The following is a 15380-nucleotide window of genomic DNA, read 5'->3' as shown; positions in this document are numbered from 1 at the left end:
CCTACTATTTATTATAATACATTGGTTGTTAGTATTGTTGGATTTTCCATTTCCCCTTATAATTAGTAGGTACTTATAAGATGTGGCTTTATAGAACAAGGGGGAACTTTTATTTTGCAATCACAACGAAACATAACTAAAAGGCTTACACAAAGGATCTCGGCAGCAGTTGTATGTTTATTTTTGTTGAACATCTTTATCCCGATCGTGGCGTCGGCAGCAAGTTTGTTTTATTTACAGTATGATTCAGTGTCAGGTAAAGTTTACGGATATATTTACTCGGACAAGCCATCGTTATCGGTGAGTGTAAACGATGCGACGTATGGGACGAAGAAAGTTGTTACTGATTTACCATTTGAGAATATAATTGATAATTCTTATTATTATAGTTTGGATGGTGAAGGGAATAGTTGGCTAGGCCTCAAACCTGTTACAACTGCTGTTTATGAAGGTAGCACACCTGTATACTCAACCAAGAATAATGTTAGTGGAGTTGTGTATACTTACGAAAATGAGTTTAAGTTGAACGCTCCGACGGGACTGTCAGGCATATATCGAAAAGGAAATTGGCTGGTTTCCTGGGATGTCTCTCCCCAGCCCCTACAATCAAATAGGTACGCCATTTATGTCAATAATCAGAAATGGTCAGAAATCTATGGAAACCACTTCGAGTTTCCGTACACAATCGGTGGTTTAACTAATAATGTACAAGTTCGGGCTATTGATGTCGTTGGGAATGAGTCTGAACCGAGCGAAACGCTGCAATTAACGCCTTCCTCGGAGTATAATGGATTTAAGTATAGGGGGGTCATTCAATTACATGGACTCGCTCAAAAAGGCACGATAGTAACAGTCAAAGATGTGACAGGAGCAAGTGTTTATACACTTTCGTATGATAACACAGACCTTAGTGGAAACACATCAGTAGGACACTATCTGCTCTCAAATGATGTTTATGGGTATGGGAATAGGGTTGACTATGCTCTGGGGTATTACTTCGATCTCCCATTGAACAACTATACAATAACGATTACGACGCCTGACAATCGAAGCTATACTACAAACTCATATGTGTCTAGCACGACAGCATTTGACGATTATAATGGAAAATATTTTGATATGTATCAATATAGTAGCATTCAGGCAGGAATTTTTGCCGAAACGCCGAGTTTACTGTTCGATAAGAAAGATCAAGGACACTGGATGCAACCCTCCGAAGATATTGCACGCTTTACACCTTCAAGAGGACAGGCAAAGTTCCTTTCAATCGAATTCCCATACGATCCATGGAGAAACGGAGAGTTCACACCCAATAATTCAACAACCATCTATAATGATGTCACTGCCGCATCAGATTTCCGATTAATTAAAGTGTCTGATCAAAGTGAGGTTGTAATTAAGGGTGTGACCCGATTCGCTGCGTGGAAACCAAGTGAAGTGGTTTTAAATCTAGATACCGCGTTAGAGGCTAATCAGTCCTATGTACTTCAAATGTCATCTACAAGTGGTGGCAATGAGATTCAGTTACCTAAATGGTCTGGTAGCAAATTTACTGCAGCAATTACTTCTTTACTTGAAGATTATAGTAGTTACTATGATGTTTTTGTGGATACTTATAGTGCTGAACGGCTAGTTAGTGTTAAAGAATCATCGAGTGTTGATGCCAATGCAGCCGCTGCAGTAACAGCCAAAATTACAGCTCTGCCGGCAGTTAAGGACGTAGTATTAGCAAATGAAGCAGCTGTAAACGCGGCTAAAGCAGCGTTCGATCTACTGACACCTGCTCAGAAGACCCTGATAAGTACAGCAGATCAAACCAAATTAACAGATGCCCTAGCGAAGATAGCGGCATTGAAAACTCCTCCACCGATGTTTTTCTTTCCTATGAATAACTCGCCTCAGGCTTCAGACGAGGGAGTTAACGTGGATACAAGCAAGTTCACGACGAAGGAAAAAGACTCCGACGGTAAAGAGGTTTCCCGCGTGAAGCTGGATGCGGACGTCATCACAAAAGCGATCGATGTCATTAAAGAGAACGATAACGATCATCAAATCATCACATTGGATGCGACAGGCACAGAAGCTGGGACCAAAATCGAAATTCCCGCAGCGTCTTTGCTCGAAGCGATGAAATCCAATGAAAATATCTTGCTCGCTATTCAATCGGACGCAGGTGCCTATCAGGTGCCAGTTAGCATTTTCAAAGACATTGCAAAGCAATTAAACAAGGATCTCAAAGATGTGACTGTGACGATTTCCGTGACGAAGGCTTCGGAGAAATCCTACGAAGTGCTTCAACAAGCGAATCCAGGCATGAAAACGCTACTGGCCAATCCGATCGAGTTTACCATTACAGCAGAATCGGGTTCTACGAAGGTAGAAATCAATGATTTCTCAGGCACATATGTGGAGCGGACAATTGTTGTTCCATCAACAGTAGACGGTGACAAAACAACAGTCGTTTCATTTGACCCGGTAACAGGTAAGATGACATTCATTCCTGCTATTGTGTCACATGTGAATGGCAAGACGGAGATCACGATTAAATCACCGCATAATAGCATGTACACACTTGTTGAAGTAAACAAAACGTTTAAAGATATTAGCACACACTGGGCAAAAGCTGACATCGAATTGCTGGCGTCCAAGTTCATTGTTCAGGGATTGGACGAAACGAACTTCGCACCTGAGCAACACGTAACTCGTGCACAATTTGCTTCCATGCTCGTTTCTGCGCTAGCCTTACAATCAGATGCGAGTTCCTCCACTTTTGTAGATGTGAAGAAGGATGATTGGTTTGCAGGCGCAGTAGGTACTGCTGCCAAGCTAGGACTTGTTGAAGGCAACAGCGCGGGAGAATTCACTCCGAATGCGGACATTACCAGAGAACAAATGGCTGTGATGATATCGCGTGCTCTGAAGCTTGCGGGTAAAGAGGCACAGTCATTGTCGCAAGAGAAGCTTTCCAGCTTCACAGATAGCGGTACAATGAGTGAATGGGCTAAATCAGCCATAGCTCAATCCCTTGCAGCTAACATTGTAAATGGTTTGACGGAGCAATCGTTTGGACCTCAAGAAAGTGCAACCAGAGCCCAAGCGACGGTTATGCTCAAACGATTCTTGCAATATGTAGATTTCATTAATTAAAGCTCTCATCGGAGATCCTCCTACTTGTGTAGGGGGATTTTTTTGTACAAGTTTGAAACGAAACCTTTTATTCCCAATTTCGTCTATATTTATGTGGGAGGTAAAGCCGATGATGACGTTGTTTATTGTTTGTTTTTTTGTAGGCCTCGTACTGACGTTGCTCATCACACTCTTCGGTGTGGATAGCTTCGAGCTGCATGGGGATGCTGGCGGTGCACATGGGCATGGTGGACCCTCGATGTTCAACATGTCTTCGCTGCTTGCGGGTTTGACCGTGTTCGGCGGCATGGGGTACATCCTTAACAAGGTTGGTATGACGAGTGGTTTACTCATTCTAGTCCTTGCCATTACTGCTGGTTTTGTGATGGCGTGGCTCTTCTTCCTTTTGTATGCCAAGGTCATTTATAAGCATGATGACAGCATGAAGGAGAGCGATTTTGAGCTTAGCGGTCAGTTAGGCAAGCTGACAGTTCCGATTATCGGGAAAAACATGGGTGAAATGGTGTATGTGCTCAAAGGAACCACGCGCTCCATCAGTGTTCGTTCCGAGAACGGTGAGTCCCTAGCGAAAGGGACGAAGGTTGTTATTTTGAACATAAGCAAAGGTGTTGCTACGGTGACGGAATTTAGTGAATTTGAATGATGGGGAGGTAAGGCAGATATGATGTATTCCGTACTTATTATGGTAGTTGCAATTGTAGTTGTTGTTTTCATCTTACTAGCTTCAATTGTTAAAGCGTATAAGAAAGTGCCGCCGAATGAAGCAATGATCGTGTATGGTTTAGGTGGCAAAAGGGTCGTGCAAGGCGGCGGGACGTTCGTGATCCCCGGCTTTCAGAGCTACAAAACAATCTCCATGATGCTCACGAGCTTTGATGTGAAGCCCGACCAGCCGATGTTCTCGCTGCAAGGTATTCGTCTCAAAATCGAAGCTGTCGCTCAAATCAAAATCCAAAGTGATCCCATCGCGATTGCAACCGCTTCTGAGCAGTTCCTCGATCACTCAATGGCGGAGCGGGAGGCGATGATTTTACATTCCGTAGAAGGACATTTACGGGGGTTAGTCGGGCAATTGACGGTAGAATCGATTCTCAAGAACCCGGATGAACTCAACAGCAAGATGAGGGAAACGTGTTCAGAGGATTTGGATAAAATGGGGCTCAACCTCATTTCCTTCGTGCTGAAGCGGGTAGCGGACGATCAGGGCTACATCGAGAACTTGGGTGTACCTGAGGTGGAGCGGATTCGCAAAAGCGCGAGCATTGCCAAAGCGGAAGTCGAGCGAGATATTCAAATTCGGCAGGCGGATACGGAGAAGGAATCGGCCATTCGCAAGGCGGAAGCGCACCAATTGACGATTGAAGCGGAGAGCGCCGCGTCGGCGAAGGAGGCCCAGTACCGCAAGGAGCTCAGCATGAAGGAAGCCGAGTTCAAGCAGGAGACGACGAGTCGTCAGGCGGAAGCGGATTTGGCCTATGAATTGAAGCAAAAGCAAATTCAACAGTTGCTCGTGACGGAACAGGTACGTATCCGTCAGATGGAAGCGGAGGCGAACAAAACCGTTCGCCAGATCGAGGTCGAGCTGAAGCAGAAGGAGCTCGAGGCCTCTGTCATTAAGCCAGCCGAGGCGGAGAAGCTGGCGGCTATTATGCGCGCTGAGGTGAGCAAGCAGCGGCAAATTCTTGAAGCCGAGGCGGACGCGGAATCGACGAGAAAGCGCGGCGAAGCCACGGCGGAAGCGGAGCTCGCCAAAGGGAAGGCGAACGCGGAGGTTGTGCGCCTAGCGGGGCTTGCGGAAGCAGAGGCGCTGGAGAAAAAAGCCGAAGCTTATAAGCAGTACACGCAGGCGGCGGTTACGGTGGAAATTCTCCGCATCCTGCCGGAGCTAGCGGAGAAAATTGCGGCGCCGCTGAGCAATGTGGATAAAATCACCGTGATCTCTCAGGACGGTTCGACGTCAGGAGTGAATCGCATAACCGGCGATATCGCCAAAATGATCGCCCAGGTGCCGGAGATCACCCAGACGCTCACGGGCAAAAGCGTGACCGACTTGGCACGCGCGTTCTTAGGGACGGACGCCGACCCGACGTTGAAGCGGGAAGGGTAAGGATGGGGGGCGGGCGCACACGCACCCAACAATCAAGGTCATACTCTCAATTGTAGAGTATGGCCTATTTCTTTGGATCAAAATGGTAGAATACCTGCCCAAAATCATAGAGATAGCAAGCGGAATTTATCAGATTACGCTACAATGGAGGTGTGCGAGTCTATTTCGCAGTGAGGCTAGTTTTTAATAGAGGCGGGTGTTCTATGCTCATATATAGGAAATTTCTACGTGATCTTTTACGAAATTATATGCTGGGTTCGGGTATTGCTGTTCTAGTTGTAGGTGGTGTCATTATTTCGACAACACTCTCGATTTCGAATGTTGAACTGTATCGTGTTTTTATCATCATGATTTCCTCGTTATGTGTGATGATGCTTGCCGAGTTTCTGGTGTTTCGGAGGCACATGAGACCTATTCGTGAAATGATGGGTCAAGAGACGCCGTCGCTGGCGACAATTCGAGCGGCGTACTTACAGACACATCGATTTCCTGCCTTGTCAGTGATGCGGATCATGGGGCCGCACTTTTTGGGGTTATCTATTCCTGCTATGACCATGGCAAGCATAGGGATTGCGTGGGGTTGGTTGACATTGCCTGCTTTTTATATCGGGCTAGCGGGCATAGGTGCCATACTGGTAGCCAGTATGCATGCGTTGCTTGAGTTTTTTACGACGGCGCAAGCCATTCGGCCCATGCTGATACATATACGCGAGTTAGGGCAGCGAATTTATGGCGAAGACGTCTCGTTGGATGGACGCGTGATCGTGTCGATTGGGCGGAAGTTTCAGCTGAGTGCGTTTCTCATCGGCACGATGCCGCTATTTCTTTTTAGCTTAGCAACGCAAATTCGGTTGAGCACAAGTGTGGATTCCTCCCAGCTGATCGCTGATTATTGGAAGTGGGCGGCGATTATTCTTTTGCTGGGCGTCGGCTTCTCCTCCTTAGGTGCACACATGCTGGCCAGTGATATTCAACAGCCGATCGAAGATTTACATCGCGTGATGAAGCAAGTTCAATCCGGTGATCTCAAAGTAAGGGCCTCTGACTTATACTCGGATGAGTTCTCGCGGTTGTTTGCGGGCTTTAACCATATGGTGAAGGGCCTCGATGCCCGTGAAAAAACGAACAATCAGCTCCTGCAGAGCTATTACGCTACACTTGCAGCAGCTCTCGATGCTCGAGATGCGTATACGGCAGGGCATTCAACTCGCGTTGCCGAGTACTCTTTGCTGATTGGACGAGCGGTGAGCCTGAGCGAGCAGGAGCTCGATTGGTTGAACAAGACAGCGCTGCTGCACGATATCGGCAAAATCGGCGTGCGCGATGCAGTTCTCTTGAAGGATGGCCGATTAACGGAAGAGGAATTCGAGCAAATCAAGCGTCACCCTGATCTGGGTGAGTCGATTCTGAAGCAGATTGAGCCTGCTGAGGCGATGGCTCCCTTGCTTCCGGGCGTGCGCTCACATCATGAGCGCTATGATGGTGCCGGATATCCGGATGGCCTGAAGGGCCAGGATATCCCGGTTTTCGGTCGCATCATTGCGGTAGCCGATGCGTTCGATGCGATGACGTCCGATCGTCCATATCGGAAGGGAATGCCTTCCCGGAAGGCGATGGCCATTCTCGAGGAGGGGAAGGGGACCCAGTGGGATCCCCGCTTTGTTCAGGGCTTTATGGATGCGTACAAAGCGTAGTTGCAGGAGTGGTAGGATAGACTTTTTAGCGGGGGAGTAGGGCTACTTCTCGCCAGCCCAATCACCCTCAGTTATAATAGGAGCAAAGGAGGTTGGTCATATGGATACATTGCGTTTCCCGATCGGATTGTTTGAGCACGAAGGTGAGATCTCGGAGTCACAGCTCCATCAGTGGATGACTGACATTGAGCTTACGCCAAGCAGACTGCGTGAGGCTGTCGCTGGGCTCTCGGACGAGCAGTTAGACACGCCGTATCGCCCTGGAGGGTGGACTCTGCGTCAGGTGGTGCATCACGTCGCAGACAGCCATATGAACAGCTACACACGGTTCAAATTAGCACTGACAGAAGACGAGCCGACGATTCGGCCGTATTACGAGGATCGCTGGGCTGAGCTTAGCGACGGGAAGTCCGCGCCAGTCGAGCTGTCGCTTGCGCTGCTAGACGCTTTGCACAGCCGCTGGATGATCCTTCTTCGCGATATGCAGCATGAGCAGTTTGCGCGCGCTTTCGTCCATCCAGAGTCGGGGAATACGATTCGACTGGATTGGAATGTTGGCAACTATGCTTGGCACGGTAATCATCATAGTGCTCATATCACGAGTTTGCGTGATCGCAATGGCTGGTAATCACCAGCGTAGCTGCAATCGCAATAAAACCCGCTACGTCCAAGAGACATAGCGGGTTTTTGCATCATGCTGTTGTGTATTTATGTTTCAGCGAGTGGCAGCACTCTCTTTGGCTGCCGCCGTCGAGGGGCTCCTTCTCACCATCCCAGTCTCAACCGACAAATAGCGACCGACTTTCTCAATCCATTCCTGGACATAGTGATCGGTGGCCCATTGCGCCATGACAAGCTGTTCGCCAGGCTGCAAATCCAAGGTAAGCTGAGGTATACTGCCAGGTGCCTGCCCGTAGGAGTAGAATTTGAGCTTATCCCCCTCGAAAATGACAAGCATATCGTCCATCGGCGAGGTTAACACATCCGTGGCTTGCGGCCACGAGGACTTGATATTGCTCCATGAGCAGCAGATGTCGTCGTGATTGACGACTTTATCCGGCAGCTCGCGTGGGAAATCGCGAAGCACGTAAGAATCAGGTCGTGATGAACCAGCTTTCGTTGTTTCTGCAACTAAGCCAACCCACTGGCCTGGCTTACGCTGCACCGTCCAGCTTTGCCCAGAAACCTCACTAAACGCATTATCTCCGACGCTCGACATCGAGGCAAGCTCATTGCTCATGCTTGCACCAAAGACATCCATAATGGACACATGGTTCTTGTCCACTGGCTTTTTGTTGAACTGCATGGTACGCGCTTCCTTCAATTGCGGTAGCGTGCGCGTCCAGATACGATCGGCACGGTAGGGCGCATTCCCATTCCGAGCTTCCTCAGTCTCGGCAACAGAGACATATTGGTTGCCTGCAAACAACAGTGTTTCAACGCGATTAAACTCTTGATCCGCGAAGCGTTCAGACTTAGCAGGCTGATCAGCCAAATGAGCAGATAAATAGTGGGACTCACCGGTACGAGTTGTATGTGTGAGGGAGTCGATTTTCCAGAAATTTTGCTTATACGGCATCAAAATCCCCGTGCCTTCAGAGGTTTTCTGCAATTGCCCGCGAACGGGTGCTATGAGCATCGTCCGATAGGTGCTGTAACGAAGCGGCGGCAGAACGCTTCCTGGATCGCTTGTGGAAGGCTCGTGCTCCGTCCGTAGTCCAATTAGCAACGCTGTGTTGATGGGAGCAGGAGGGGGAGTGGAGACCGTTACTTCCGCCGTCATCAGCTTCCCTTCGAGAGCAGCAGCCTCGCTTTGCGTATGCAGGGTGTGCCATGGGAAAAGAAGGACGACAGCCAAGACAGTACCCAAACCAGCGACGCAGAGAAGAGGCTTTACCTTGGACTTGTTTCGCTCCTTGTGTCGAATCTTTTCCTCAATGTCATGCTGAAGCTTGGAGGTGAACCCCTTCTGCTGAAGGGGCCCATCTTCCAATTGCTTCTGGAGGTCATCTGGTTCAGGAGTTTTCAAGCGCTTCACGCTCCTTCAGACTAAGAACCTTAAGTCTGGCGTGGTGAAGCCTGGATTTAACCGTTCCTTCCGAGATGGCCAGAATAGCTGCCATTTCCTTGGTGGTCATCTGATAATGCGCGTGAAGAATTAAAATTTCTCTATATTTTGCGGATAAAGACATGACCTTTTGCCAAATCTCACTTGCATATAAATTTTCGACTGCTTCTGTTTCTGCAGAGCTTGAGGTCCCACCCGATTGGACGAAGCCTACAAGGGTCACCTTGCGCCAAAATGCTTTGCGCATATAATCATAAGCAGTGTTGCGGGTTATTGTAAGCAACCAAGTTTTTACCGCAGCTTCACCACGGAAAGTCGTCAGATTGCGATATACTTTTAAGAAAGCATCCTGGGCAATATCGTCGGCTGCATCTTTATTGCGACAAATGCTAAATGCATAATTCCACACATCATTTCCGTAGGCTTCCATTAAATTGCGAAGGATCACCTTCTGATCTGTTGTTTCTGCGATGTACTTCAAATAATCAAATACATGGACACCGGTCGTTTCCAATTCTCTCACCTCTCCTATATAGACGCATGAATTCGTGAAAAGTTCACTTTCCCCAAATAATAACATTACTCACACCATTCGTAAGCCGCCGCCCCTTTATGCCTCATCTGAACGTATTCATTCTTCCGCCTGATCATGCCTTAATCCGTATGAAGGAATTCCTAGTAAGCTAGGTCGTAATTGGCAGGAGATAGTGCCTAGACAAGAGAAAAAGTAGGAGTTGACAACGAAGCGCTTTAGCACGCAATATGAAGGAAGGACTAGATCCTTCGGAGAGGAAGAGCAGCATGAATTTCGTTGAGCATATAGCAGATCATTTGCGATCCGGACAAATAAGTAATTATCCGCAGCCGATTGCCCTGAACTTAGGTTTAGTGTACACCGTGAAGCTAGAAGACAAGAAGACGAATTTAATTTGGCTTCCTTTTGAATATACAGGTTTAGCTTACATCGATATGGGCCTGCGGGTGAATGTTTACCCCTACTATCGCGGTACGATTATTGAGGAAATTGAACTTTCCCGAGGAACAGATCTCTACAAGCCCCAAACGGAAGAAGCATTCACCAAGGCCCTTTTTACGAAGGGGTACGAGCTGCACCAACTGCTGCAAGAAGAACAGTACAGTCATTTACAAGGGAGTGCACCCGATTACCTAGCTAAAATGATGTACATCGTCGACTGGATGCGTTATTACAACTCGGCCAAGGCGGTAACAGGCGCGAAAAGAAAAGGTTAATCATCGTTCGAGATAACGGATCTTGCTTTCTACCTAGTAGAGGGCAGGGTCTTTTTGCCATTTCATACGGCTATAGTCCCAGTAATGGTGGGCATATCCTGCCTGGGTGAATGGGCTTTTTAGCATGTTCTCAAAGACTAGTAGAAGGCTTATTCTAGAGAATGGTGGAAGTAAGTGCCGAAAATTTGGATAGAAGCGGAGAAAATACGATGAAACGATGGACGAAATGGCTGACGATTGCAACAATCGGTTGCCTATTAACGATAGGTAGCCTGCAAGGTAGAAGTGAAGCAGCGGGATTCAAGGATATTGGAGGACATTGGGCGGAGCAGACGATCGTTCAAATGGTACAGCAGGGTTTACTGGATGGATTTCCAGATGGGACCTTTCGACCTGATGAGACTGTCACCGCAGACCAATTTGTGAAAATTGTGCTGTTAGCCTTCACAGATAAGTTCCCGAATGGCGAACGGAAGTGGAAAACAAGCTTTTTGCAAACGTTGAGTGCGAGTAATCAAAATATGTTGCAGCAGGATTACCGGGACTTCACGTTTAGGCCGAACACCGTCGGTTACTGGGCGAAGCCCTACTTGGATTTGGCGAGCGATCTTCATTTTATTAGTAAGGGACAATTCGTTGATTATAAAGCTTCCTTGAAGCGGGAAGATGTTGCTGAGATTTTGTACTATTTGTTGAAGGAGACCGAATATCTGGAGGATGAAACGTACAGTCTTCAGGCCGCATCCCAATTCGGCGATCTGCAGAGCGCAACGAGCAGACAGCAGAAGTTTATCGGTGAGTCGATGACCAAAGGGATCATGGAAGGGTATCCGAACGGTTACTTTGGTGTAGGACAATATGTGACACGTGCCGAAGCACTGCAAATCATTACACGACTGCAAACGAAATCGAAGCGGCTTATCGTGAAGAACGATAACGATGCATTCATCAAAGTGGTGCCTACCAAGGATGGCAGCTATAAGAAGCTCGTTTTCCCAGATGAGCGTATGCTGCAAGCGTACGAAGTGATGGAAGAGGCAGGCAAGCTGCGCGGGACGAATTACGATTTGGAAGAGACGACGCTGCGTCTATTTCGAAATGCGGAAGCCAAAGCGCAAACTTTGAGCGGGGCAACGGCAGGAGCGCGCAACAGCAACGAGGCTTCCCTATGGTTGGATCCACAGTTTGCTACCTATGGGGTAACGGTGCAACTGGAGGATGGGGTGCTTGCCCGCAATACGGAAAGCATTCGTAAGTTCACGGATTTCCTATTTGGGTATGACGCAGACATTTTCAATCGTCAATTTACGGATGCGTGCGGGCGTGCAGCTGCGAAAGGTGTTCTTGAAACAACAACGACGCAAATCGGTAACTTCTCGGTGGAAACACGATTGGAGTCGGATGGGAAGACGATCGTTTTCTCTATCATTTATTCTTAATAGGTTTGGACAAGCTGTACATACAAGTTTATTTAAATATCCATTAATTGCGAAACATCTAGCTAACATGTACGTACAAGTGTATAATGGTGATATCATACGTACATTTATCGGAAGGTGTTGAGCTCAGATGCTAGATAAATTGAGACAACAAGTATTGGAAGCAAATTTGGATCTGCCCAAATATCGTCTTGTCACCTTTACATGGGGAAATGTCAGCGGAATCGATCGAGAACAGGGGCTTGTCGTGATTAAGCCTAGCGGCGTACCTTATGAGGATTTGAAAGCAGAAGACCTCGTCGTGGTTGATCTGCAGGGTAACCTTGTGGAAGGCCAAATGAAGCCATCCTCGGATACGCCAACGCATCTTGCGCTGTATCGCGCTTTCCCGTTTATTGGCGGTATCGTTCACACGCATTCGCTTTGGGCAACAAGCTGGGCGCAAGCGGGTCGAGGCATTCCGGCGTTGGGTACGACGCATGCGGATTACTTCTATGGCGAAGTGCCGTGCACACGTCTGATGACAGAGGCTGAGATTCAAGGAGCCTACGAGTTAGAGACAGGCAATGTTATTATTGAGACTTTCCGCGAGTTGGATCCAGCGATGGTTCCGAGCGTGCTTGTGAACTGCCATGCGCCATTTAGCTGGGGCATGGACGCACACAATGCGGTTCATAACGCAGTGGTTTTAGAAGAGGTTGCGAAGATCGCGTATCGTACGTACAATTTGAACCCATCGATTCAGCCTATGGACCAAACATTGCTGGATCGTCATTTCCTAAGGAAACACGGAGCAAACGCTTATTACGGGCAAAAATAAGATTTATCGAGGGCAGTCGGCTGAATCAGCCGATTGTCCTTTTTTTTGCCGATACCCCCTGCTGCGTTTGCTCCATCACACCCTTTTGGCGTGATGCCATTCATTTGGTATGATGAAAGATAGACTAGGTAGAAGAGGATGATGACAGATGTTTACGAAATCGAACTATAGTGGAACGAGAGAAGAACAATATACCTTGCTGATTGGGCAAGCCCACGCTTTGATACATGATGAACCGAACCGCATTGCGAATCTGGCGAATGCGTCTGCATTGCTTGGGCAATTTCTAGAGGACGTGAACTGGGTAGGGTTCTACTTGGTGGATGAGCAGCTTGAGCGGAAGGAGCTCGTGTTGGGACCTTTTCAAGGATTGCCGGCTTGCGTGAGAATCCCTTTCGGTAAAGGGGTTTGCGGTACGTCTGCTGAGCGTAGGGAAACTGTGCTTGTTCCCGATGTCCACGCATTTCCGGGGCATATCGCCTGCGATGCAGCTTCGCAATCGGAGATCGTAATCCCGATTGTTGCGGGTGGCGAGCTCGTCGGCGTACTGGACATCGACAGTCCGAGCCTCAGTCGATTCGACGACATTGATCAGCGCTATCTGGAGCTGTTTGTGCAAAAGCTCGCCGCTGCGATGTAGCTGGGTCGCTCCTCAATCAAAGAACCGCCAACTGCTAAAAGCAGCTGGCGGTTCTTTTGGCTCATTATGAAGGGTAAGCGTCGGTGCTAATAATAGCGGATAAGAGATTACGCATCGATCGCGTTCCGACTTTATCCATAATTTTCTCGATGTGTACTTTCACTGATTTCTCACAAGGTTCTCTTGGACAGTGGACATGCTTAAACGACCTCAATATTTCATAAATGACTAGCCTATCCTTTATTGTAACAGAATTAGCCGATCTTAGGCGTAGAATAGCGTGTCGAATCTCCAACTTTTTAACGCAATCATATGGCTAATCCTTGCTCTGAATAACCAGTAGTATGCCTGACGACAATTCGATGAGACCCTTCGGCTCAAGGAGAATATTGCTGATTCCAAGCGACATCCCAATTTCAAGTTTCGCTTGCTGAAGGGGGTATTGGAAGCCATGCAGCGTGATCCCCGTGACCTCCAAGCTAAGAGGCAGCAGCGAAATATGTGTGTACGGACCCTTTCGTACGCTTGTGGATTGATCGATCACCATGATGAGATTGTTGGCATCCATAATCGCACATGGAATCCCTTGGGCCATGCCTTTGCGGAGCAAATGCACATTGGCCAGCGAGTGGTCGAACCGCGTACCTAGTGCCCCGACGAGTAGAATTTGGCTTGGGTTTTGATCCAACGCCCAGTTAAAAGCCATCTCCGTATCCGTTAAATCCTTGTAGATAGGATCACAATCAATGAACTGTTTGCTAGAAGCTCGAATAAGGGCGAGCTCGTCAGCAGTCACGGAGTCGAAATCCCCCATTGAAATATGGGGTTTATAACCGTTTTGAATGAGAAAAAGCGCCCCACGATCTGAACCTACAAGGATGTCTTCCGACCGAATCTCCTCTAAAGCCCAATCACCCAGTGTGCCGCCTGTGATTATTAGTATGCGTGTCATATCCGTATCCCCCAGGGCAAATTAACCAGTATCTTCCCCTTAGTATAGCACAGATGAAATAAACGGTTACGCTGACCTGTCAGGACCTTACTTTCGAGCAAAAAACCGAGAAGCCATTGGGGCTGCTCGGTTTGTCTGTGCATCAAGCTAGAGAAACATGCTCGGCTGCTTAGGTTCGTGCATCTACGCGCTTGCGCATAGGGTTAAGCTCCGATTGATCGTGATCAATCTCCGCCTCATCGGCAAAGCCTTGCAGCTCATACGTGCTGCGTCCTAGAACAAGATCGGCTGGAAACTCATCACCTCGTTTAAGCGTAACCTCTTGCCCAGCCTCATTCGCATAAATACCGTCGGTTTCAACCGTATCGCCTGTCATGGGATCCATTGTTTTGTCTTTAGACATTCACTGTGCCTCCTTTCCTGTTGCTTATCCTTACCATTTCCAACGTCGCAGGAAATTATGAGGAGAATCATGTAGAATGAGAAGGTCATCAGAGATTGTACGCAAAGGGGAATGAAAGGCATGGCTTTATGGGGGACGATCGTGAATGCAGTGGCCATTATTATCGGAGGATTACTCGGCATACTGCTGCCCCGCATCTCAGAAAGTATAAAAAACACAGTCATGCAGGGCCTAGGGCTCGCCATAACTGTGCTTGGTATTACAATGGCACTCAAATCAGATCAAATTGTGATCGTCATCATGAGTATTGTGGTTGGCGGTATTCTCGGAGAGTTGATGCGGATCGAAGCCAATCTAACGAAGCTAGGCGACTGGCTTCAGACCAAGATGAGCAAGCAACCGACGTCTCATCCAGCAGCACCAGCCAGCATATCGGAAGGCTTCGTCACTTGTACACTCATCTATTGCATCGGCGCCATGGCGATATTAGGTCCATTGGATGGCGGGCTGCGGCATAATCACGATATTTTATACACCAAGTCGCTGCTCGACGGGTTCTTATCCATCATCTTCGCTTCTACCTTGGGGATTGGCGTTGTCTTCTCGGCAGTATCCGTTTTTGTGATGCAAGGAACGATCGCATTGTTAGCTACAGTGATTGCCATGGCGTTCAGCCAAGCGTCGTTGGACGCGATGATTGTCCAAATCACCGCTGTAGGCGGCGTCCTAGTTATCGGCGTAGGTATCAATATTTTGCAAATCAAAAAAATGAACGTGGCGAATATGCTGCCAGCACTTGTCATTGCCGCGGCCGCGGTGCCGCTTCAGCAACTCATAACCGATTGGCTCCATCGCTAAA

General features: G+C 48.0%; 14 protein-coding genes. 10 read left to right on the top strand and 4 right to left on the bottom strand.

From position 1 onward, the window contains the following. Positions 1–114 precede the first annotated feature (114 nt). From AC58PQ_RS14875 to AC58PQ_RS14855, 5 genes are all read left to right on the top strand, one after another. Positions 115–3147: an S-layer homology domain-containing protein gene (locus AC58PQ_RS14875; RefSeq protein WP_497242697.1), complete on the top strand. Its 3033-nt coding sequence runs from the start codon at positions 115–117 to the stop codon at positions 3145–3147. Between the two features lie 109 nt (positions 3148–3256). After that, positions 3257–3790, top strand: a complete 534-nt coding sequence (locus AC58PQ_RS14870; protein WP_497242695.1) for an NfeD family membrane protein — start codon at positions 3257–3259, stop codon at positions 3788–3790. Between the two features lie 18 nt (positions 3791–3808). Continuing rightward, on the top strand, positions 3809–5254 hold the full coding sequence (locus AC58PQ_RS14865) for a flotillin family protein (protein ID WP_497242693.1): 1446 nt from the start codon (positions 3809–3811) through the stop codon (positions 5252–5254). Between the two features lie 203 nt (positions 5255–5457). Beyond that, complete coding sequence (locus tag AC58PQ_RS14860; protein ID WP_497242691.1) at positions 5458–6948, top strand: HD domain-containing phosphohydrolase; 1491 nt, start codon at positions 5458–5460, stop codon at positions 6946–6948. A gap of 100 nt (positions 6949–7048) precedes the next feature. Continuing rightward, positions 7049–7576 carry a YfiT family bacillithiol transferase gene (locus AC58PQ_RS14855; RefSeq protein ID WP_497242689.1) on the top strand — a complete coding sequence of 176 codons (528 nt, stop codon included), beginning with the start codon at positions 7049–7051 and terminating at the stop codon, positions 7574–7576. A gap of 87 nt (positions 7577–7663) precedes the next feature. On the opposite strand, the gene AC58PQ_RS14850 is transcribed toward AC58PQ_RS14855, so the two are convergent. Further along, positions 7664–8977 carry a hypothetical protein gene (locus tag AC58PQ_RS14850; RefSeq protein WP_497242687.1) on the bottom strand — a complete coding sequence of 438 codons (1314 nt, stop codon included), beginning with the start codon at positions 8975–8977 and terminating at the stop codon, positions 7664–7666. Then, entirely contained in the window at positions 8964–9530 is a 567-nt protein-coding gene (locus AC58PQ_RS14845; RefSeq protein WP_497242685.1) for an RNA polymerase sigma factor, read from the bottom strand. Before AC58PQ_RS14845 ends, AC58PQ_RS14850 begins: the two co-directional genes overlap by 14 nt. Positions 9531–9817: 287 nt before the next feature. Here AC58PQ_RS14845 and AC58PQ_RS14840 point away from each other — a divergent pair, with 287 nt between their 5' ends. The 4 genes from AC58PQ_RS14840 to AC58PQ_RS14825 all read left to right on the top strand — a co-directional run bounded on the left by AC58PQ_RS14840 (position 9818) and on the right by AC58PQ_RS14825 (position 13166). Further along, entirely contained in the window at positions 9818–10267 is a 450-nt protein-coding gene (locus AC58PQ_RS14840) for a hypothetical protein (protein WP_497242683.1), read from the top strand. A gap of 209 nt (positions 10268–10476) precedes the next feature. After that, complete coding sequence (locus tag AC58PQ_RS14835) at positions 10477–11706, top strand: S-layer homology domain-containing protein (protein ID WP_497242681.1); 1230 nt, start codon at positions 10477–10479, stop codon at positions 11704–11706. A 130-nt stretch (positions 11707–11836) separates the two neighbouring features. Next, a complete protein-coding gene (gene araD / locus AC58PQ_RS14830) occupies positions 11837–12526 on the top strand; it encodes an L-ribulose-5-phosphate 4-epimerase (RefSeq protein WP_497242679.1) in 690 nt (229 codons plus the stop codon). A 148-nt stretch (positions 12527–12674) separates the two neighbouring features. Further along, complete coding sequence (locus tag AC58PQ_RS14825; RefSeq protein ID WP_497242678.1) at positions 12675–13166, top strand: GAF domain-containing protein; 492 nt, start codon at positions 12675–12677, stop codon at positions 13164–13166. Positions 13167–13482: 316 nt separating this feature from the next. Here the strand turns inward: AC58PQ_RS14825 and AC58PQ_RS14820 are convergent, their stop codons facing one another. Both AC58PQ_RS14820 and AC58PQ_RS14815 read right to left on the bottom strand, forming a co-directional pair. Next, entirely contained in the window at positions 13483–14118 is a 636-nt protein-coding gene (locus AC58PQ_RS14820) for a thiamine diphosphokinase (protein WP_497242677.1), read from the bottom strand. Positions 14119–14287: 169 nt separating this feature from the next. Then, positions 14288–14521, bottom strand: coding sequence for a hypothetical protein (locus tag AC58PQ_RS14815; protein ID WP_477589110.1), 234 nt, complete (start codon positions 14519–14521; stop codon positions 14288–14290). Between the two features lie 120 nt (positions 14522–14641). Here AC58PQ_RS14815 and AC58PQ_RS14810 point away from each other — a divergent pair, with 120 nt between their 5' ends. Next, positions 14642–15379: a DUF554 domain-containing protein gene (locus tag AC58PQ_RS14810; protein ID WP_497242676.1), complete on the top strand. Its 738-nt coding sequence runs from the start codon at positions 14642–14644 to the stop codon at positions 15377–15379. Position 15380: the final 1 nt, after the last annotated feature.

It is taken from the genome of Paenibacillus sp. J22P143 (assembly GCF_059692035.1).
Note: the sequence above shows the minus strand (reverse complement) of the source record. Positions and strands in the feature narration are given on the sequence as shown.